This is a genomic window from Paenibacillus chungangensis (genome assembly GCF_042675905.1).
Classification (GTDB): domain Bacteria; phylum Bacillota; class Bacilli; order Paenibacillales; family Paenibacillaceae; genus Pristimantibacillus; species Pristimantibacillus chungangensis.
Genome location: NZ_JBHTJZ010000071.1, coordinates 21081 through 42769, shown reverse-complemented (window position 1 = coordinate 42769; position 21689 = coordinate 21081). Strand labels below are relative to the sequence as shown.

General features: G+C 50.5%; 15 protein-coding genes. 14 read left to right on the top strand and 1 reads right to left on the bottom strand.

What is annotated here, in order from left to right; all coding sequences use genetic code 11:
* Nucleotides 1-67: 67 nt before the first annotated feature.
* A complete protein-coding gene (locus ACFQ2I_RS22410; RefSeq protein ID WP_377568290.1) occupies nucleotides 68-463 on the bottom strand; it encodes a YtxH domain-containing protein in 396 nt (131 codons plus the stop codon).
* Nucleotides 464-630: 167 nt separating this feature from the next.
* On the opposite strand from ACFQ2I_RS22410, the gene ACFQ2I_RS22405 reads away from it, so the two are divergent.
* The 14 genes from ACFQ2I_RS22405 (at nucleotide 631) to ACFQ2I_RS22340 (ending at nucleotide 21643) form a co-directional block, all read left to right on the top strand.
* On the top strand, nucleotides 631-3315 hold the full coding sequence (locus tag ACFQ2I_RS22405) for a right-handed parallel beta-helix repeat-containing protein (protein WP_377568287.1): 2685 nt from the start codon (nucleotides 631-633) through the stop codon (nucleotides 3313-3315).
* Between the two features lie 267 nt (nucleotides 3316-3582).
* Nucleotides 3583-5772 carry an NAD-dependent epimerase/dehydratase family protein gene (locus tag ACFQ2I_RS22400; protein ID WP_377568284.1) on the top strand — a complete coding sequence of 730 codons (2190 nt, stop codon included), beginning with the start codon at nucleotides 3583-3585 and terminating at the stop codon, nucleotides 5770-5772.
* A 1-nt stretch (nucleotide 5773) separates the two neighbouring features.
* On the top strand, nucleotides 5774-6679 hold the full coding sequence (locus tag ACFQ2I_RS22395; protein ID WP_377568282.1) for a hypothetical protein: 906 nt from the start codon (nucleotides 5774-5776) through the stop codon (nucleotides 6677-6679).
* Nucleotides 6669-8519 carry a DUF2194 domain-containing protein gene (locus tag ACFQ2I_RS22390; protein ID WP_377568279.1) on the top strand — a complete coding sequence of 617 codons (1851 nt, stop codon included), beginning with the start codon at nucleotides 6669-6671 and terminating at the stop codon, nucleotides 8517-8519. Before ACFQ2I_RS22395 ends, ACFQ2I_RS22390 begins: the two co-directional genes overlap by 11 nt.
* Complete coding sequence (pelF, locus tag ACFQ2I_RS22385) at nucleotides 8516-9967, top strand: GT4 family glycosyltransferase PelF (protein WP_377568277.1); 1452 nt, start codon at nucleotides 8516-8518, stop codon at nucleotides 9965-9967. The genes ACFQ2I_RS22390 and pelF overlap by 4 nt, the downstream gene beginning before the upstream one ends.
* Nucleotides 9943-13056 (top strand): exopolysaccharide Pel transporter PelG, encoded by a 3114-nt coding sequence (pelG, locus tag ACFQ2I_RS22380; protein WP_377568274.1) that lies wholly within the window; start codon nucleotides 9943-9945, stop codon nucleotides 13054-13056. The genes pelF and pelG overlap by 25 nt, the downstream gene beginning before the upstream one ends.
* 1 nt (nucleotide 13057) lies before the next feature.
* Nucleotides 13058-13768, top strand: coding sequence for a polyphosphate polymerase domain-containing protein (locus tag ACFQ2I_RS22375; protein ID WP_377568271.1), 711 nt, complete (start codon nucleotides 13058-13060; stop codon nucleotides 13766-13768).
* A 16-nt stretch (nucleotides 13769-13784) separates the two neighbouring features.
* Nucleotides 13785-14465 (top strand): DUF4956 domain-containing protein, encoded by a 681-nt coding sequence (locus ACFQ2I_RS22370; RefSeq protein ID WP_377568268.1) that lies wholly within the window; start codon nucleotides 13785-13787, stop codon nucleotides 14463-14465.
* 178 nt (nucleotides 14466-14643) lie between these two features.
* Nucleotides 14644-15369, top strand: a complete 726-nt coding sequence (locus ACFQ2I_RS22365) for a vWA domain-containing protein (RefSeq protein ID WP_377568266.1) — start codon at nucleotides 14644-14646, stop codon at nucleotides 15367-15369.
* The gene (locus tag ACFQ2I_RS22360; protein ID WP_377568264.1) at nucleotides 15353-16279 is read left to right on the top strand and encodes a protein kinase domain-containing protein; all 927 of its coding nucleotides are present in this window, start codon (nucleotides 15353-15355) and stop codon (nucleotides 16277-16279) included. The genes ACFQ2I_RS22365 and ACFQ2I_RS22360 overlap by 17 nt, the downstream gene beginning before the upstream one ends.
* Before the next feature lie 26 nt (nucleotides 16280-16305).
* The gene (gene tilS, locus ACFQ2I_RS22355) at nucleotides 16306-17730 is read left to right on the top strand and encodes a tRNA lysidine(34) synthetase TilS (protein WP_377568262.1); all 1425 of its coding nucleotides are present in this window, start codon (nucleotides 16306-16308) and stop codon (nucleotides 17728-17730) included.
* Nucleotides 17731-17780: 50 nt separating this feature from the next.
* Nucleotides 17781-18320 carry a hypoxanthine phosphoribosyltransferase gene (gene hpt, locus ACFQ2I_RS22350; protein WP_377568260.1) on the top strand — a complete coding sequence of 180 codons (540 nt, stop codon included), beginning with the start codon at nucleotides 17781-17783 and terminating at the stop codon, nucleotides 18318-18320.
* 96 nt (nucleotides 18321-18416) lie between these two features.
* Nucleotides 18417-20438, top strand: coding sequence for an ATP-dependent zinc metalloprotease FtsH (gene ftsH, locus ACFQ2I_RS22345; RefSeq protein ID WP_377568258.1), 2022 nt, complete (start codon nucleotides 18417-18419; stop codon nucleotides 20436-20438).
* Between the two features lie 125 nt (nucleotides 20439-20563).
* A complete protein-coding gene (locus tag ACFQ2I_RS22340) occupies nucleotides 20564-21643 on the top strand; it encodes a BMP family lipoprotein (protein WP_449290085.1) in 1080 nt (359 codons plus the stop codon).
* Nucleotides 21644-21689: the final 46 nt, after the last annotated feature.

Here is a 21689-nt window from a genome sequence, read left to right as displayed (position 1 = left end):
AAAGCCCATGGCCGGCAATGTTGGGATAGTGCCGGCCATGGGCCTGTTCATGATGATGTATAGCTGGTCATTGTTCGGGGTCTGGTCTCTTGCCTTCTTCTCTCAATTCCGAATTGGTAGGCATTGTGTCCATCTCCTTGCCCAGCTTCACGATGTCCGGCTCGGATGGTGCCATCGTATTCATGCCTTCCGAACGAACCTCCGAATCAGCTGCGGTATGACAGCCATTCTCATCAGCTCCATCGGATTTGCCGGTCACGCTTCCGGCAAGCTCCTTCGCTTGCGCGCTGAGCTGATTGGCCAGCTGGGAAGTGTGCTCCTTGGCCGACAGCGCCTTGGCACACAGGTCGGAACGGAGTTCCCGTCCGGACTTCGGTGCCAACAGCAGAGCGGCAATTGCGCCTATCGCCCCGCCGACGATTGCTCCGGCGACTGTGCTGTTAAAGGAAGTATCTTTTGACATGGTTATCTCCTCCGCATGATGGATTTGTAGAACAGCTTGCTTTAAAATGTAGTAAACCAATTCCCTGGCATTTGAAACAGGCAGATTGTCCCTATTATTTGGCAATGTTAGTTGATATACTTGCATTATTCTAACAATCAGTGCGCGATGAAAGAGACGGTGGAGAGATGGCTGAACAACGCAAGAATCCTTCTGTCCTTGCTTATGCGAAGATTGGCTTCGCATTAATGATGTCGTTAATGATTTTAATCTCCTATTCGCCTCTGGCTGCATACTCCACGAGCCAGTACTCACACGCCACTTATTATGTGGCAACAGACGGGGACGATACAGCGGTCGGCACGCTTGAATCTCCCTGGCGGACGATTCAGCACGCAGTGAACGCACTTCTGCCCGGGGACACGGTAATGGTACGGGGCGGAATATATGAGGAATTTATCAATATATCCACTTCGGGCATGAAGGGCGCTTACATAATTATTCAGGCCTACCCTGGAGAACGGCCTGTAGTCGATGGAACGGGCTTGACTATAACCAGCGGCAACAATGCTCTCTTCAATCTGAAAGGGGTTAGCTATGTCGTCATTGACGGCTTTGAGCTGCGTGGGCTGACCACTTCAAGCAGTTCGGAGACACCGGCGGGCATACGCGTGCGCAGAGGGGGCTCTCATATCCATATATTGAATAATGATGTACACCATATTGAGAATTTGTCCGATGATGGCAATGCGCACGGGATTCATATTTACGGCAATGATGCCGTTCCCCTTGCGAACATTCGCGTCAGTGGCAACCGGGTGCATCACCTGAAGCTTGGCTCAAGCGAATCGCTGACTGTAAGCGGTAATGTCGATGGCTTCTCGGTCGATAATAATAAGGTGCATGACAACAATAATATCGGCATCGATATAGCAGGCTTTTACGGAGCCTGCTCCAGCCCTTGCCGGGATCAGGCGAGGAATGGCGCTGTATGGGGCAATACCGTGTATAATATCGATTCTTCCACGAATCCTGCGTATAGGAGCGGCTCGAGAAGTGCCGGCGGTATTTATGCCGACGGGGCCTCGAATATCGTAATTGAAAGAAACGAAGTGTATAACAGCAATTTCGGCATTGAGATTGCCAGCGAGAATGCAGGGAGAATGACTAGCAGCATTACAGTACGCAATAATTATGTTCATCATAATGACGGGGCGGGCATTCTGCTCGGCGGCTCGGACGAGGACAATGGCGGTGCAAGCCATAATGTGGTAAGCAATAACACGCTGTTGTTTAACGATACGTATAAGCAGGGGTACGGAGCAATCACTTTTCAAGAGAATAATGTGGATAATGTTGTGGTGAATAATCTGATCTATGCGGGACCGGGACAAAAACTGGTACATAAGTATGGGTTTAGCGGATCTGGCAATGTGGTGGATTACAATCTCTATTACAGGTCGGATGGTATAGATGCGGCAGGGTGGCTATGGGAGAGACAATTCTACTCTACTTGGGAGGAATACAAGACTGTGACGGGCTTCGATGAGCATTCCATCTTTGCCGATCCGCAATTGGCAGGACTGGTGCATGGTGATATCAGACTGTCCGCGCAGTCACCGGCAATTGATAGCGGAGCGAATGATTATATCGGGTCAGATGCACTGGACTTGTTCGGGGGAGTCCGATTGCAAGGTGAAGTTGTAGATATAGGCGCTATCGAATACGGAGGGGGCGGGCCGTCCCCGACAGCGATTCCGGATTCGGAATCAACGCCCAGCCCAACGCCCAGCCCCATGCCCACACCCGAGCCCACCAGCACTTCTGGAGGAGGCGGTGAAGCAACACCGACACCGGAACCAACGCCTACCACTCCTCCGTCCGAGAATGGCTTCACTATAGACGGTTATGCTGGTGATTGGAGCCATATTCAAACTATAGCGGAGAGCAATTCCAATGTGCGTACATTACAGGCCATCCTTTCACATGGAAAGCTCTATGTATTGGTGACGGGCAGCTTGCTGGGAGATAAGGGACAGCTATATATGAATACGGATAATAATACGGCTACCGGCTTCCAGCCCCCATTCTGGTCCGATGGTGGAGCGGATTATTTGCTGGAGAACGGCATATTGTATCGTTACAGCGGATCGGGCGGAACCGATTGGGGCTGGACGAAAGTTGTTTCTTACAAGGAGAACGGCCAGTATGCCGTGACCTCAACAGCTGTGGAAGCCGCGCTCTCATTAGATCATATAAATGCGATGGAGGGCGGTATCGAAATCGGCTATGTATGGAACGATTCCATGGATGATCGCTTGCCGCAAGGCCGGAGCCTGATTATGGTGAATGGAGACAGCGGGAGCCCTAGTCCGACTACACCTCCGGCGCAAGATCTTTCTATTGTCATTGACGGCTCTGCAGATGATTGGAATCACGTGCCGGTGCTTGATGAAGGTCCTGGTAATCCTCAGTTGCTCAAGGCTTACCATAATGGGCAGCAGCTCTTCTTATTAATAGAGGGCAGTGGTCTGCGATCAAGGAAGATCCAAGTATATCTGGACACAGATCCTGAAGCAGATGCAGGTTACCGAGCTTCTGATTGGAGCTCCGGGGGGGCTGAATTCATGCTGGAGAGTGGAAGATTATATCGTTATAACGGAGACGGAGAGAATTGGTCATGGGTGCAGGTGAGTAATTTGAAGCGACAATCCGGCTACTACGAGCAGGATAATGGGATTGAAGCAGCGATTTCACTGAATGAGCTGGGCTTGCTTATAGGGAGCAAGCTTGCACTGGGCGTGATATTGGATGATGACAACACAACCCAGTTGCCGTCAGATGGTGATATGCTGCGTTATGCAGTGGAGTAAAACGAAAAAAGATAGGTACTAAGAACTATAACCCCCCTCTGGTAACAGCGAATGGATGATTTCCTGACATCGCTTCAATCATGGGGTTTTTTGTCTATTACACCAGAGATATGATATAATGAATTTGTCGATTAATGTCGATTTCAGCGCGTGTTTAAGGGAGTTTTGTATTATTGTGGCAGCCTGTTGCAGGCATGCACATTGGAATAATGTTCATTTTTTGTTCAGTCAACCCATGTATATTATTGAAAGGAAAGAGGTGATAGTATGAAAGTCCTAATTACAGGGGGTTATGGGTTCATTGGCTCGCATATCGCAGATCGCTTCCATAAGGAGGGACATGATGTAGTTATTATTGATAACTTGTCTACGGGCAAGAGAGAACATGTTACATTCAAGCACAAAAACTATCAATTATCGATAGATGATCCCAAGTGCGAGGAAGTCTATCGCAGCAATAAGTTCGATATTGTCGTACATATGGCGGCGCAGGTTAGTGTAACGGACTCCATTCTTCATCCTGCAAGGGATGCAGAGGCGAATGTGTCCGGCCTGATTAATATGCTCAATCTGTCCAGAAGCTTTAACGTATCCAAGTTCATCTACGCATCATCAGCTGCCGTATATGGTGTTCAGCAGCATATGCCGATCAAGGAGGATGCGGAATGCTCCCCGCTGTCGCCTTACGGCATGAGCAAGCTGGTGGGCGAGCGATATGCAGGGAAGTGGACGGAATGGTACGGGCTAGATACGCTCGGCTTCCGATTCTCCAATGTATATGGGCCGAGACAGTCGGTCATCGGCGAAGGCGGCGTGATCACTACATTCCTGAATCGGGCTCTAGCTGGACAAGATATCGTCATACATGGGGATGGAAGTCAGACCAGGGATTTTATCTATGTCGAGGATGTGGCGGATGTCATCTATCGTGCCTCTCTTTCGCAGGTGACAGGCGTATATAATGTTTCCACAGGTACGGAGTGCAGTGTGAAGGAACTTGTTGACTACGTGCAGGAGCTGCAGCCGGTGAAGAATATCACTTATGGCAGCTCACGCATTGGAGATATCGATCGTTCCGTCCTGAGCAATGAGCGCGTGCAGAACGATCTGGATTGGGCCCCGTTATACTCCATAGCGGAAGGGCTGCAGCGTACATTTTCCTATTTCCAGCGCGAGCAGGCTGCGGCTGAATCGGCGGCGACGAAGGTGCAGCGTGCATCATCCGGACTGAGAGCTTATAAATCGTTACTTAAGCAGGTACAGCCTTTCGGTGAGAACTTGCTGGCGTTCGGCCTAACCGCATGGCTGACACTCAACGGAGATATTGGTGTGGGAACGGCAATAGATGTAAAGTTTTTCTATATTACGATTATGGGCATTTTGTATGGCAACAAGCAGGCAATTGTGGCGGTCATGCTTTCCATTGGTCTGTATATATTCGAACGGTTGGAAGAGGGCAACGAATTCATATCGCTTCTTTATATACCGGATTTCTTCTTTCAGATTGCAATTTACTTATTTATCGGACTGGTAGTCGGCTATTCAATAGAACGGAAGAATAATCAGATCGAGCAGCAGCAGGTCAAGATTGCCGAATTGGAAGACAAGTACGAGTTCTTGAATGGCGTGTATCATGATGTACGGGAAGTGAAGGAAGAGCTGCAGCTGCGGATACTTAATGCGGGTGACAGTTACGGCAAGATCTATTCCATCACGAAGGAACTGGAAAGTCTGGAACCGGAAAAAGTATTTACGGCAACAGTTAATGTCGTGAAGTCCATTATGTCCGCACCCTTTGTATGTATCTATACAGTTAATCGGGACGCTTCTTATTTAAGGCTTGTCGCAAGCTCAGGTACGAGCGGGGCAGCGACGGCCAACTCGTTGAAGGTGTCCGATCACGCCTATATATCCACTGTTATCCATGACAGGCAGATGTTCATCAACAAGCAACTGATAGACAATGCGCCGCTCATGTGCGCCCCTATCTACGATAAGGGGACGGTATCCGCTGTTGTCATGATAGACGGCTTACCCTTTGAGAAATTCTCATTGTATCATCAGAATTTGTTCAAGACCACAGTAGACCTGGTCACTTCGGCTCTGTCCAAGTCATTCGCCTATATCCAGGCGACGGAAGACCGGCGCTATATAGAAGGCACTCCGCTGCTGCGGGATGAGGTGTTCCAGGAGATCGTCGCTTCCAAGAGGCTCGCCTTCAAGGAACATCATACACCGTACTTAATTCTAAGGAGCAGTGGAGATCATGTCGATCATATAAGAGAGACCAGTCGGGCTATTGCTGCTATGCTGCGCGAGACCGACTATATTGGACGGCATGCTGACGGTCATGTGCTGGTGCTGCTGTCTGGTACAAGCCGGGAGGATGTGGAATCCGTTATGGAGCGCTTTGCCCGTAGAGGCATCTCCCTCACTCTAGTAGAAGAGGATCAGTAATATGTTCATGATTATTTACATCAGTTATGTCCTGATATCTGCGGTTATACTGGGCATGCGTCACCATAAGTCAACGCGCGACTGGTTGCTTAGACTTATCATCGTGGCGATGTTTCCCGGGATAGGCTGGTTATATCCCTTGTTCTGGCCGAAGCGTATAGTAAGGAACAAAGGGAATGAGTTCGATGATTACGTAGCCAAGCAACACGAAGAGCAGCATCTTCAGCGTACACGCGTTTATGCCCAGGTGAACCGGGAGAAGGAATTGGGAATTATCCCAATCGAAGATGCGCTGCTTATTAGCGAGCATGCTACGCGTCGTCGGGTGATGATTGATGTGCTCAAGCAAGATGCTACTCATTACCTGGATATTCTGCAGAAGGCGGTAAGTAATGAAGATACGGAGACGTCGCACTATGCGGTCAGCGCAATCATGGAAGTGAAACGCAAGCTTCTTCTTGCGTTGCAGGATCTGTCTGTTCGCTTCGAGAGCGACAGGGAGGACAGGCATGTCGTGAAGACGTACGCCGAGGTGCTGCAAGGGTTCATGAAGAGTGGATTTTTGGATGAGCGGACGCTCTTCAAGTATCAATATACGTATCTAACTGTGCTGGAGCAATTGATTATGCTGGGAGAAAGCGCGGAGTGGGCCTATGAAGAGAAGGTTGAGACGGAGTTGGTGCTGAACCTGGTCTCGATGGCGGAGGCGACAAGCCAAGAGTTTCTTAAGGAGTATCCTTATCGCGAAGAGGCTTATTTGTGTATGATGAAGGTGTATTACACCATGAGATCCATGACCAAGCTTCATCACACGCTTGGTCAGCTCAAGCAGTCGCCGATCAGGCTGTCCAATCGCGCTTTGATGCTCGTGAGGTTTTGGTCGGAGGGAGTAAGACATGCAGAGTGAAAACAAGTTCAAACGCAATATTATATTCATCCTCTTATTCATCCTGATGCTCGGTGTATTCATTCAGGTGTCGCGCTCGCAGTTTATTCTTAGATTCAACCAGAATGATCGGTTCCTAGAGGAATACGATGCACTTATGAGCTTGAAGGAGCAGACCGGAGAGCAAGCGGGCTTCGCAATGACGGATGAGCTCTACTGTGTCACTTATTCGGGGCAAGTAGAGGAGAGTGTGGGGCTTAAGGACAACACCGTCCGTATGCTTCAATATATGAAGCGGGATTCGCTTGAAGTCAATGTGGCAGAGGACGTAATCGATTACGGAGCATGCACTTCTGTTTTACTGACAACGGCCGAGCTGTCCGACATTGGTGATGTAGACGCGTTGATAGAGTTCGTCAATAACGGCGGATCGGCGTTTCTGATGACCATGCCGGAAGTTGATGACAGCTTTCATCAGTTGTATCGCAGGCTCGGCATCACCGATTTTCTATACGCTGATGAGTCCACCGGCATTGAATTGACCTCCAATATACTGATCGGAGAGAATGGACTGCGGACGGGCGAAGGGTACTTATACAATACTTCTCTGTACCTGGAGCTTGATCATGAAGCGACCCTGTTGGCCAAGAGTCTGGAAGGCATACCGCTTATGTGGCATCGCGATTACGGTCAAGGGCGGTTCCTCGTCTTTAACGGGAATATGCTTCATCTGAAGCATAGCAGGGGACTGATTGCGAGCGGAATCAGCATGCTGCAGAAGGAGTTCATCTACCCTGTCTTCAATGCCAAGCTGTTCTATATCGATGATTTCCCAGCGCCTTACAGCAAGGGGACTGAACCTGTTATCTATCGCGAATATGGCGTTGATAATATTACTTTTTTCCGCAACGTCTGGTGGCCGGATATGCTGAAGGCGGCTAAGCGATATGATGTGAAGTATACAGCCGCCCTGATTCAATCGTATTGGGAAGATGTTCTTCCGCCCTATGACAATCCGGGTGATGAAGAGAAGCATAATCTGATCTCATACGGCCGCGAAGTGATCAAGAGTGGAGGAGAGATTGGGATCCACGGCTACAATCATCAGTCGCTAACCGTGGATGAGGAGATTTCCAGTACATTCGACTATGATTCCTGGCGATCGCAGGAAGAGATGGAAGCGGCAATAAGGGTGGTGTTGAATTATTTGGAGGAGGCCTTCCCGAATTATAAGGCGCTGTCTTATGTACCGCCTTCTAATGTGCTGGGTCCGGAAGGTCGCAAGGCGCTCAAGGCGGCATGGCCGGATCTGGCTGTTATCGCCTCGCTATACGATACTGATCACAGCGGGAACGCCTTTGTTCAGGAATATGAGATCGGCGACGATGGTATTCTGGACATGCCGCGCATTACATCTGGCTACTTCGAAACTTCTTACAATCGCTGGCTGGAAGCCAATACCATCACATCACTCGGCATCATGTCGCATTTCATCCATCCGGACGATCTGCTGGAAGAAGCTCGCGGCTTGAACAAGTCGTGGTCGAAGCTGTATGAGGACTTCACCGGTATGCTCGGCCGGCTAGATCGCACTTACCCATGGCTTAGGGATATGACATCAGCAGAAGCGGGACTGGATATGACCAGAATGCTGCAATCGCAGGTGTCGACAGTTTTTGACGACAATCAGCTTCGCGGAGAGGTTATCAATTACGAAGCTCCGCTTTATTTTATTATGAGAACGGAACGTCAGATTAAGCGTCAAAGCCATAGCACAGCACAAAAGATAGATGAAAATACTTACTTGGTGAAGGTTACGGGACCGGAATTCGCCATTGGATTAGGTGGGGGAGAGGCATGAGAATATGTATGATTGCGGAAGGTTCCTATCCATATATAACTGGCGGTGTATCGAGCTGGATTCACAATATGGCAAGGCAGATGCCGGAGCATGAGTTCATTATTTTCGCTATAGGAGCCCATACGAAGCAGAAGGGGAAATTCAAGTACGAACTGCCACCCAACATCATTGAGGTGAGAGAAACATTCCTGGACGCTTATCTGGATGAAGAAGGGAAATGGGGGAAGCGGTTCAAGCTGACCCAAGAGCAGAAAATGAGTATTTTATCATTACTTGGTGGTGACGACGTCGGTAGCAATGGTGTGAACTGGACGGACTTGTTCAATCTGTTGCGAAGCAATAAGTTCCGCAATGTCGCCGACTTTCTGACCAGCAAAGACTTCTTCGACTTGCTGGAAGAATTGTGTCATACCCGTTATCCGCTCGTCCCCTTTACAGAAATGTTCTGGACAGTGCGTTCTATGATTCTTCCTCTGTTCCTTGTCATCCGGCACGATCTTCCTCAAGCCGATATTTACCACAGCGTGTCCACGGGGTATGCAGGTATTGTAGGTGCTCTGGCCAGGCATGTTACCGGCAAGCCGATGCTTCTGACAGAGCACGGCATCTATTCCCGTGAACGGGAGGAAGAGATTATTAAGGCCGATTGGGTCAAGGGTTACTTCAAGGATATGTGGATCCAGTACTTCTATCACTTGTCGACAGGGGCATATACAACGGCAGATACCGTTACGACGTTGTTCCATCGCAACAAAGAGATTCAGATCGAGCTTGGCTGCGAAGCCGGCAAGATCGCTATTATCCCGAATGGCGTATACACCGAGGACTATCTGGATCTTCCAGAGGCGCCTAATGATGGAGTTATTCGAATTGGAGCGATTGTACGTGTCGTACCAATTAAGGATATTAAGACGATGCTTCAGAGCTTCGCGCTTATTAAAGCGGAGGTGCCGGAGGCTGTCTTCTATGTGATGGGTCCATATGAAGAAGATGAGGAATATTATGCAGAGTGCTTGCAGCTTGTGTCCGCATTGGAATTGACAGATGTGGTATTCACAGGATCGGTGAATATTAAGGATTATCTAGGAAAGATGGATTTGCTCTTGCTGACGAGTATCAGTGAAGGCCAGCCACTCGCTATATTGGAAGGTATGGCAGCATCCAAGCCATTCGTAGCCACGAACGTCGGTAGCTGTAAGGAACTGTTGGAAGGTCTTGATGATGGCATTGGCCAGGCCGGTCGAATTGCGCCTGTGATGCATTATGAAGGGATAGCAAGGGAAACGATCGAGCTGTGCAAGAACGAGAAGCTTCGTCGGGAGATGGGTTGCAATGCATTCCGGCGGGTCGAGCGTCATTATCGGCAAGCGGATGTCATCGCTCGATATCGCAAGCTATATGCAGCGTTGGGAGGGGGAGAGTCATGGCGGGCATTGGGTTCGAGTTAAGGAAGCTGTTCCGGAAAGAGGGACTGATTAACAATGTGAAGGCGTATGCGTACTCCTCTCTGACGACTGTTGGGCCTATGATTCTGTGCATGGGCTTGATTATGGGGCTCCAGTTTATTATGTCTTATGAAAATGAAAGCTATATCGAATGGGAATTATATGTAGCTACCGTATCGTATTGCTTCGTGTTCTCTATCGTCTTCACTTGCGGAATCTCCATGGTGCTTACCCGATACGTGGCAGATATGATGTATCAGAAGAAATATGACCGGTTAATGTCCTCCTTCTATGGAGCACTTTTCATCATGTTGCCGCTTGGCGGATTGGTAGGCTGGCTGTTTTTAAGAGGAGTTGCCGCAGATCCGCTATATAAGCTGGCCGCTTACTTATTCTTCATGGAGATGATCGTCATCTGGCTGCAAGGCGTATATCTGTCGGCTTTGAAAGATTATACCCGGATTGTGAGAGGCTTTGCGATAGGCGTAGCTGCAGCCATGCTAAGCGGCTGGCTTCTGTTCAAGTATACCGATTTGCAGGAGACGACTGCGGCTATTCTGGGTCTGGATATCGGCTTCTTCATTATTGGGGCGCTGTCCCTCTATCATTTCGAGGAGAAATTCCCTAAGGCGAAAAGTGTGTATTTTTTTGATTTTTTACAATACTTCCGAAAGTACGCTTCGCTCTTCTTTGCGGGCAGCTTTGTTTATTCTGGTATTTATTTGCACAACTTCGTTTACTGGTTAGGGCCGAGAGGCGTAGAAGTAGCCGACAGGTTCAAAGTGATGCCGTTTTACGATGTGGCGACTTTTTATGCATTTATTACAGTGATGCCGACACTTGTTACCTTTGTGGTGTCAGTAGAAACCTCTTTTTACGAGCGGCTTCGATCCTATTATTCCAATATTTTGGAGGGAGGCACGATTCAGGAGATCGCTTCCGCAAAGAAAAAAATGCAGGATACATTAATGAGAGAAATTTTGTTTATGATGGAAGTGCAATTATTGTTTACGGTTTTGGCGCTGGCTTTGGGTATCAAGTTTCTGCCGCTGATCGGCTTCACTATGGCACAACTTGATCTGTTCAGCATTCTTGTATTGTCTTACTTTATGTTTATTATCATGTTTGTGCTGACCCATGTGTTGATGTATTTCGATGACCGTAAAGGCGTAGTAGCCATTAGCGGCTTGTTCGTAGTGCTTAATATCGTATTTTCGTTATGGATGATGAAGCTGCAGTTTGACGGTCTGGGCATGTTCATCGCAGCATTCATTACAGTGGTTGCGGTAATAATCAGGCTTCTACATGTGCTTCGCAATATCGATTACTACACGTTCTGCTCACAGCCGATTCATCAGCGGAAGATGAGAAGGATGTCGTTCTTCAGCAAGCCCAAGGCAACGATAACGGCTATGCTTGTTATGATGCTTCTGTTGTCTGCATGTACGACAGGGGGTGACGGTGAGAGCAATTCTGGCGTGAAGGAGCCGGATAACGGCTTAAGCTTGCCGGATGTTCCTGTATCTACCCGACTGACGGAGGACAAGCGGCTGTATGAGCGGGATGAAGATGACTCGCTTAAGACGCTGTATGTGACGATCTTGCCCGACAAGCCCGGTGAGGAGAAGCCGCTTGACTGGTACGGGCTGAACCGGATTCCGGAGGATTCTGATAGAAAGCTGGACATCATCGTGCAAGAAGGAATGAGCGATAGCGGCGTGCCTCAAGCCGGTATGTTCGGTTATGGAACGGACAAGAGCAATGCAACGATTACGCTGCGGGGCAATACGGCTTGGACGAAGCCGCAGAAGTCCTATCGGATCAAACTGCATGACGAAGCAGGATTGTGGCTTGGACAGCGGACGCTGAACTTGAACAAGCATATTGATGATCTGACCAGAATACGCAATAAGCTGAGCTTCGATTTGTTCGAGAGCTTGCCGGATATGACCAGTCTGAGGACGCAATTCATTCATATGTACGTCAAGGATTTATCGAACGGGGCTTCCGATGCAGAATACGTGGATTATGGATTGTATACTCATGTGGAGCAGCCAAACAAGCGTTTCTTGAAATCGCATATGCTGGATCCTAATGGTTACTTGTATAAAGCGAGTTTCTTCGAATTCCATCGTTACGAAGAGTCTATCAAGCCCCATGACGACCCAACATACAGCAGGGAGGCATTCGAGACGAAGCTTGAAATCAAAGGGCGCGAGGAGCATAACAAGCTGATCCAGATGTTGAATGATGTCAACGATAAGAGCATTCCAATTGAGGAAGTAATGGAGAAGCACTTTGACCTCGATAACTTCCTGACATGGACGGCGGCTACGATGCTTATGGATAATATGGACACGGACGCCCACAACTTCTATCTCTATTCGCCGCTTAATTCCGACAAGTGGTACTTCCTTCCATGGGATTATGATGGCGGCTGGGAATTGCAACGCATTCGGAATTATATTCGCCCGTATCAGAGCGGAATAAGCAACTACTGGGGAACGGAGATGCATAACCGCTACTTCCGGAATCCAGCCCATGTCCAGCAACTGCAGGAGAAGCTGGAGGAACTGTATGCGAATTATATTAATGAGGAGATCGTCAAGGAGCAAATTAATAAGTATATCAGCATAGTGGAGCCATTCATGCACAGAGATCCCGATATCGGTTATTTGCCAGGCAAGCTTGAGGATGTGAAAGAAGAGCTTCTCATGGTGGAAAATACGCCGCTGAATTCGATGCAGCGGTTCAAGGAGGATCTGGAGAAGCCCAAGCCGTTCTACCAGCATGAAACGGTACAACTACAAGACGGAAAGATGAAGTTCGGCTGGAACATATCCTTCGATCTGCAGGGCGATTCTCTCGTATATGACGTAACTATAGCCAAGGATCCGCTGTTCTCCAGTATTGTGTTGACCAACCAGAATGTGAAGGAAAATCACATGACAATTGACGCTCTGCCTCGAGGGATCTATTATTGGAAGGTCATTGTTCGCGACAGCAACGGGCATGAGCAAGTATCCTTTGATTACTATGAAGATAATGAAGGCGATATCTATCCCGGCATGTTGAGATTAGAGGTGAAGTAGCATGTTGTATCGTGGACGCAAGCTTCGGACGGAGCACAAATACTACCTGCATATTCATGACTATATGACAGTCAGCCGCCGTGTATCGTCTGTGTTGCGGATGGATCCCCATTCCATCAGCGAGGAAGGGTATAATATTCGCAGCCTTTACTTCGACGGTCCTCATGCCCACTCGCTACATGACAAGAACAACGGCATCTTTAAGCGGGACAAGTATCGCATACGCATATACAACGGAAGTGACTCAGTCATATCTGTAGAGCGCAAGAGCAAGTTCGGTGAGTTTGTATCCAAAGAGTCTGCCGGCATCTCTCGCAAAGAATATGACCATATAATGGCAGGGGAATACGCTTGCTTGGCAGATAAAGAAGCGATGGTGCTGCGCGAGTTCCATGCGGCGCTTGCGTATCGGGCATTCCGCCCGGTCGTTATCGTCGACTACTGGCGCGAGGCCTATATTTACGAGTATGGCAATGTGCGTATTACCTTTGATAAGAAGCTGTCGGCTGGCGTGAATACGATCGATTTGTTCGACCCCAATATCGTGCTGGAAGAGGTCATTCCTGTTCCACAGACCATAATGGAAGTGAAGTTCGATGCTTATTTTCCCGACCATGTGCGCAAGCTGGTGAATCCGACGAGCCATATTCGATCTTCTATATCCAAATACGTGCTGTGTCGTGAAGTTGGGATTAAGCATTTTAAAGAATAGAGGTTGATACTCAGTTATGGGAGATACATTAAACTTTCAGGATATTATCAAGAAGAGCGCACTGCATTTGGATGCATTCCGAAGCATCTCGTATATCGATATGGTGCTTGGCTTGCTGTGCGCGTTTTTAATCGGGCTGTTCATCTACTGGATCTATCGGAGAACGTTCCGAGGCGTCGTATACAGCTATAATTATAACGTGTCCTTCGTATTGATGACGATGATTACGGCGCTTATTATTATGACGATTAGCACCAACATTGTGCTCTCGCTCGGTATGGTCGGCGCGCTCAGTATTGTGCGCTTCAGAACCGCGGTGAAGGACCCGCTGGATATTGTCTATATGTTCTGGTCGATCTCAGCAGGTATTGCGAGCGGGGCGAAGATGTATCCGCTGGCACTAGGTGGTTCGCTCATTATCGGTCTGGTGCTGGCATGGCTGTCGAAGCGTAAGCTCCGGGAACAAGCGTATCTGCTTATTGTCAGGCATACGGACGAACCGGCCAACGAACTGCGTGTTGAGCTTCGCAAGCTGGATGGCAAGCTGAAGTCTAAGACGGTGCGCAAGGGTTTCACCGAGCTCACAATCGAGATCATGCTACGCGACGACAACACGGCCTTCGTGAACAAGCTTAGCACGATGGAAGGCGTTCAGGATGTGTCACTCATCAACTATACCGGAGACTATGCACAATAGTTCGACTTGTTTCAGCCCCAGGGCGCCCTTATTAGGCACTGGGGTATTTTGCTATTATCATGCTATAATAGGACAGGTTCGTTTATCTCTCGGAAAATGGGTAAAGCTGATAGAAAGGCTTTATACTAAATGCGCATGCTGGCAGGTAGCTTCATGCGCGGCGGAGGGATCATATCGAATGAGGCAAATACTATTAATTACAGACGGTTGCTCCAATGTAGGGATGAGTCCTGTTATTGCGGCAGCTCATGCCAAGTCCGAAGGCATTACCGTCAATGTGATAGGGGTGCTGGATCAAGGGGACATAGGAGAGCTGGGTGCTGCGGAAATATCTGAAATTGCCAAAGCGGGCGGCGGATTAAGCCGTACCGCTCATACGAGGCAGCTGTCGCATACGGTTCAGATGATGACGCGCAAGACTGTGGTGCAAAGCATACAGCTTGCGGTACAGAAGGAATTGAAGCAAGTGCTGGGCAATGAATCTATCGAAGCGCTGCCGCCGGAGAAGCGCGGCGAGGTGGTAAGAGTCATGGACGAACTGGCCGAGACCTCGTCATTGCAGGTGGCGCTGCTCATTGACGCAAGCTCCAGCATGAAGCCCAAGCTGGCGGCTGTAGAGGAAGCTATCCGCGACTTGATGCTGAGCCTGCAGGCCAGGCAAGGGCGAAGCGAGATCGCTGTGTTCCACTTCCCGGCCTCGCGGCACGGTGAGGACTGCGTGCTGGATCTCGGCTGGACAGAATGCCTGAACGGGGTGCAGAGTATATTGCCCAAGCTGTATATGAGCGGAACAACGCCAACGGGTCCAGCCTTGATGCATGTCATTGCCTATTGGCAGCAAGGTGGAAGCAGCCGGTCGATTAGGCACGAAACGGATGGGATGATGGGTGACTACGTCGTTTAAAGTAGACCTGAGGCGCGGTAGCGTCGTGAATGGCAAGTGGCGAGGCGCGAAGTATCGCGTTGAGCGCTTGCTGGGCGAGGGGGCCAACGGCAAGGTATATCTGGTTCAGCGGGGCGCGGAGTGGCTTGCGCTCAAGGTGGGAGCCGACTCTATCGATCTGCAATCGGAGATCAATGTGCTCCGGTCGCTAGCGGGCGCCAAGAAGCGGAGTGCAGAGGCCTTCCTGTACGATGTGGACGATTGGCGGGCGCCTGATGGGACGGAGTACCCCTTCTATACGATGAAATATGTTAGAGGAACGACTGTAGCCGCGTATCTGCAGCGGTTCGGTCGGGAGTGGTTCCCGCTTGCAGCTCTTAACTTGCTGAAGAAGTTGGCTGAGCTTCATGCGTCCGGCTGGATATTCGGCGACTTGAAGGTAGAGAATGTGATGGTGTCGGATTACGGCTATGTGGAATTGGTAGACTTCGGAGGCGCGACGGCAGCTGGCAAGAGCGTACGCCAGTTCACGGAGATCTACGATCGCGGTTACTGGAATGAAGGCTCCCGATCGGCTGATTATCAATACGATCTGTTCTCGTTCGCTGTCCTGTGCATCCAGCTGCACGAGCCTAAGCGGCTGCATGAGCTAAGCAGGAGCCTGCTGCCGCAGAACCGGTCCGCGGAGGATCTGATGGGTATCGTGGATCATTGCGCGGCGCTTAAGCCGCTGTCTGCTTGGTTGAGGCGTGCGCTTACCGGAGGGTTCCGGCATGCCGGAGAAGCGGCGGAAGCCTGGCGTCAACTCATGCACCGCAAGCGTTATCCGCACCGCTCTTCTGTCATGCCCGGCTGGCTGAAGGGACTGGCGGCGGTATCCAGCGTGCTGCTGGCCGTATCGCTGTACTGGCTGCTGCGCAATATGATGTAGGCAAGAAGCGAAAGGCGGGAAGGCTTGTGGACATACATAATGATATGATCAAGGAAGCGCTTCGGAACGGCCTGTGGCAGGAGGGCGACAGCATCATAGTAGCGGTATCCGGCGGGCCGGATTCCATGGCTCTTCTTCACATGCTTCATCGGGCTTCAGCGGAGTACAGCCTGTGTCTCGTGGCGGCACACGTCAACCATGGCTTCCGGGAAGAGTCAGCAGCAGAGATGGAGGTTGTGCGGGCATATACCGCACAGCTGGGGGTGCCCTGCGTGACGGCTGAGCTGGAGCTGCGCGAATATATAACAGATAACCGCCTGAATCTGCAGGCCGCGGCCCGCGAGAAGCGCTACCAGTTCCTGCATGAGACGGCAAGCCGCCATGATGCGGCCTGCATTGCGCTGGCGCATCATGCGGACGATCAAGCGGAGACGGTGATGATGCGCATTATTCGCGGAGCCGGGCTGACGGGCCTGGCGGCCATGAGTATGAAGCGCAAGGGAAAAAACGTGGAACTTATTCGTCCGCTACTGCGTATATACAAGTCGGACCTGATTGCCTATTGCGAGCAATACGCTGTGCCGTACTGTACAGACAGCAGCAATGAGGAGAGGTATTACTTCCGCAATACAGTTCGATTAGATATACTGCCGTTCCTGACAGCGTACAATCCGCAGCTGTCCCAGTCGCTCGTTCGGTTGGCGGATGTGGCATCGGAAGAAGACGATTGGATGGAGACCCAGACAAGGGAATCTTTTGAATCCCATGTACAATGTGAGAAGTCGGAATGCCGCTTAAGCTGCAAGGCGTTCGGACAGCTTCATGTCGCTTTACAAAGGAGATTGATTAAACTAATATTAAGATATCTTTCGCCTGATACCGATCATATCTCGTTCGACAGCGTGGAGAAGATGCGGCGTGCGATGCTTGGCGAAGCCGGATCGACCTGGCGGATGGATGCCGGCAGGGGGATTCGTAGCGTGCTGGAATACGGTACGATGAGATGGATTCGCGAAGCCGGATATCACGGCGAGCGTCACACTCCCGACGAAGGATTCAGCTTCGTCATAGACAGAGCCGATATGGAAGGTGTCGTACGGACGCCGGACTGGCAGCTGACCTTTATGCTGAAGCCAATATCTTCTGAAGGGCTATGCATGCCGAAGTCTCGGCTGGAGGCCTGCTTCGACGCAGATCGGCTGGCATGGCCGCTGCAGGTGCGCAATCGTAATCGGGGGGATCGAATTCAGGTTTTAGGGTTAAATGGAACGAAAAAAGTGCAAGATATGTTCGTTGACGAGAAAGTTCCGCCATCGGAGCGTGAACGGTATCCGTTATTAACGGATGCAGATGACGCATTGCTATGGGTTCCGGGTATTCGAAGATCCGGACTTGCGCTAGCGGATAGCGGTACGAAGCTGGCATTATTCGTAACAGCGGACAAGGAATAGCGGCAAGACGACATTCATAACATAGTTAAAGGTGTAGGGGGACTTTGGTTTTGCAGAACGATATTAAAGAAGTATTGTACAGCGAAGCGCAAATTCAAGCGAAAGTGAAGGAACTGGGTGACCAGCTCAGCGTGGATTTCGAGGGGCGCAATCCGCTTGTCATCTGTGTGTTGAAGGGCGCCTTCATCTTCATGTCCGATCTGGTCAAGGCGATATCGGTGCCGCTGGAAATCGACTTCATGGCGGTGTCCAGCTACGGCCAATCGACCCAATCCTCCGGTGTGGTCAAGATTATGAAGGATCTGGATGTATCTGTGGAGGGGCGCGACGTGCTGATAGTCGAGGATATTATCGATAGCGGCTTGACGCTCAGTTACTTAATCGATGTGCTGGAGCATCGCAACGCCAAGTCTGTAACCGTCGTTACACTGTTCGACAAGCCGGCGCGGCGTACGGTGGATCTTCAACCGGATTACAAGGGCTTCACACTGCCCGATGAATTCGTTGTGGGCTACGGGCTGGACTTCGCGGAGAAATACCGCAACCTGCCTTATATTGGCATACTGAAGCCGCATGTATATGAAAAATAGACGTTTGGCACGTACATATCCTTCTCGAGCGGCTTCTATTGAGATGGAAAGTCATGCTATGGTAAAATGTTTAAAGCGTCTGAGAGGAGGTAGGGGATGAATCGCATCATCCGAAATACTGGGTTTTATTTAATCATCTTTCTGGTTACGGTTGGCATATTCCAATACATTAGCGGATCAGGCGATAATGCCAAATCGTTAAGATACGATGAACTGGTCAGTGTCATCGAATCCGGTAACGTGAAGGAAATTGTACTGAAGTATGAAGACGAATCTTATGCAGTCAAAGGTAAGTATAAACAAGCTCCTCCAGAGGAGAATGAACGATTCAACTCTCGGGCCGGCGTAGACTCATTGGATCAGTTCGAGGAGTGGCGCGAGCAGTATGGCTTCGCGCTGGAATACGACAAGATGGACAGGCCGAGCTTCTGGGTGACGTTCTTGACGTCGATTATTCCATTCATTCTGATTTTCGTGCTGTTCTTCTTCCTGATGAATCAGGCGCAGGGCGGCGGCGGCAAGGTGATGAACTTCGGCAAGAGCCGGGCTCGTCTCTATAACGAAGAGAAGAAGAAAGTGACGTTCGAGGATGTAGCAGGAGCCGATGAAGAGAAGCAGGAGCTGGTGGAGGTCGTAGACTTCCTGAAGGACCCGCGCAAGTTCAATACTGTCGGGGCCCGTATTCCGAAGGGGGTACTGCTTGTAGGTCCTCCGGGAACAGGTAAGACGCTTCTGGCAAGAGCGGTTGCCGGTGAGGCAGGAGTGCCGTTCTTCAGCATCTCGGGTTCCGACTTCGTGGAGATGTTCGTCGGCGTCGGCGCTTCCCGTGTAAGGGACTTGTTCGAGAATGCGAAGAAGAACGCTCCGTGTATCATCTTCATTGACGAGATTGACGCTGTGGGACGTCAGCGCGGCGCCGGACTTGGCGGAGGCCATGACGAGCGCGAGCAGACGCTCAACCAATTGCTTGTAGAGATGGACGGATTCGGCGCGAACGAGGGGATCATTATTGTCGCCGCGACGAACCGTGCGGATATTCTAGACCCCGCCCTGCTTCGTCCGGGACGCTTCGACCGTCAGATTACGGTAGACCGTCCGGATGTGAAGGGACGCGAAGCGGTGCTGAAGGTGCACGCCCGCAACAAGCCGCTCACAGACGATGTGAAGCTGGATGTCATCGCGAAGCGCACGACGGGCTTCAGCGGCGCGGATCTGGAGAACTTGTTGAACGAAGCTGCGCTGCTGGCAGCCAGACGCAACAAGAAGGAGATCGCTATGAACGACGTTGACGATGCGATCGATCGCGTCATTGTCGGTACAGAGAAGAAGAGCCGCGTCATCAGCGATCGCGAGAAGCGAATCGTGGCTTATCACGAAGCGGGTCATACGATTGCAGGCTTCTTCCTGGAACATGCGGATCAGGTGCATAAGGTGACGATCATTCCGCGCGGACGCGCGGGCGGATATGTCATTATGCTACCGAAGGAAGACCGGATGCTCGTCACGAAGCAAGAGCTTCTTGACAAGGTAACGGGCCTGCTGGCTGGCCGTGTAGCTGAGGAGCTGTATATCGGCGAGATCGGTACGGGCGCTTATAGCGACTTCAAGTCGGCTACAGGCATCGTGCGCAGCATGATTATGGAATACGGCATGAGCGATAAGCTCGGTCCAATGCAATTCGGCAGCTCGCAAGGCCAAGTATTCCTGGGACGAGATATCGGTCATGAGCAGAATTACTCCGATCAGATCGCTTATGAGATCGATCAGGAGATGCAGAGCATTATTAACGATTGCTACACTCGCGCGAAGAACTTGCTGACAGAGAAGAGTGAAGCGATGCATCTCATCGCGAACACGCTGCTGACAGAGGAGACGCTGGAGCTGGAGCAGATCAAATCGTTGATTGAGACCGGCAAGCTGAACAGCAAGAGTGATAAGTCGTCCGGAGAAGGTTCTGATGCGTCTGCAAGCGAACCGAAGACGGAGCCGGTAATCGATGAGATCGGCGACGTGAAAGTGCGCATTCAGCCACGTGATGAACAGGAAGCTACGGAAGCTACAGAGACCGACAAGACGGATTCTGACTCCAATTCATCCGATGGCACGGATAAGAAGTAATAAAATAACTGTATCAGCATCCCGCTGCTCCGAGAAGGAGCGGCGGGATTTTTTTGCGTGCGGTGGGGGATAGTATACCAATAGTGAAAAAAAGGAGAGAACACCGCATGAAAACAAAAAAATCAATGTTGAAGCGTCTACGCGGAAGCTGGCGCAGGACGTTGCCACTCTTGGCCTTGGTCGTTGTCATATCGGTATCCGGCTGTGGTGTGGAGCAGAAGGAAGAGGGCGGCAACGGCAATGGGGGTCAATCGGCTGGCAACGAAAGTGCAGTGGAGTCTGACAATAGCGGCAAGGATTACCGTATCGGCATGGTGACCGATGTAGGGGGAGTGAACGATAAATCATTCAACCAGAGCGCTTGGGAGGCGCTTCAGCGGCTGAACAAGTCCACCAGTGCGTCAACCAAATTTCTGGAGAGCAAAGGAGAGGCCGACCTGGAGCCGAATTTGAACGATTTCATTCGAGAAGGCTATGACCTCACTTGGGGAATCGGCTATCTATTCTCCGACGCGCTTGCGAAGGTGGCCAAGGACAATCCAGATGCGAAGCTGGCGGTGGTCGATACGATTGTAGACGCTCCTAACGTGACATCGGTGACGTTCGCGGAGCACGAAGGCTCCTTTCTGACAGGAGTCGTGGCAGGACTGATGACGAAGAGCGACGGAGTGGGATTCGTCGGGGGCATGGAGATTCCCGTCATTAAGCGCTTCGAAGCGGGCTTCGTGGCCGGGGTGAAGGCGGTTAAGCCTGACCTGAAAGTAGACGTCGTGTATTCCGGCGCATTCGATAAGCCGGATCTCGGCAAGAGCATCGCCGCTACGATGTATAACAAAGGCGTGGATATCATCTTCCATGCGTCAGGCGGCACGGGCAACGGCGTGTTCAATGAAGCGATTGACCGGCGCAAGGCCGGCAAGGAAGTATGGGTAATCGGTGTGGACAAAGATCAGTCGCTGGAATTCGGCGATGAAGTGACGTTGACCTCCATGATGAAGGGAGTGGAAGTAGCAGTCTATAAGGTATCCAAGGATCTGATCGACGGCAAGTGGACAGGCGGGCAAGTGCTGGAGCTGGGATTGAAGGATGATGCAGTGGGGCTTCCCGATACATCTACTAAAAATGTGCCGCAGGATGTTCTAACCAAGGTAGAGGAATTCAAGCAGAAATTGATTAGCGGTGAAATCAAAGTGCCTACCCAGTAAGCGAGGCTAAAAGGAAGCATTGTCATTGTCCGGAGAATGGAGAATG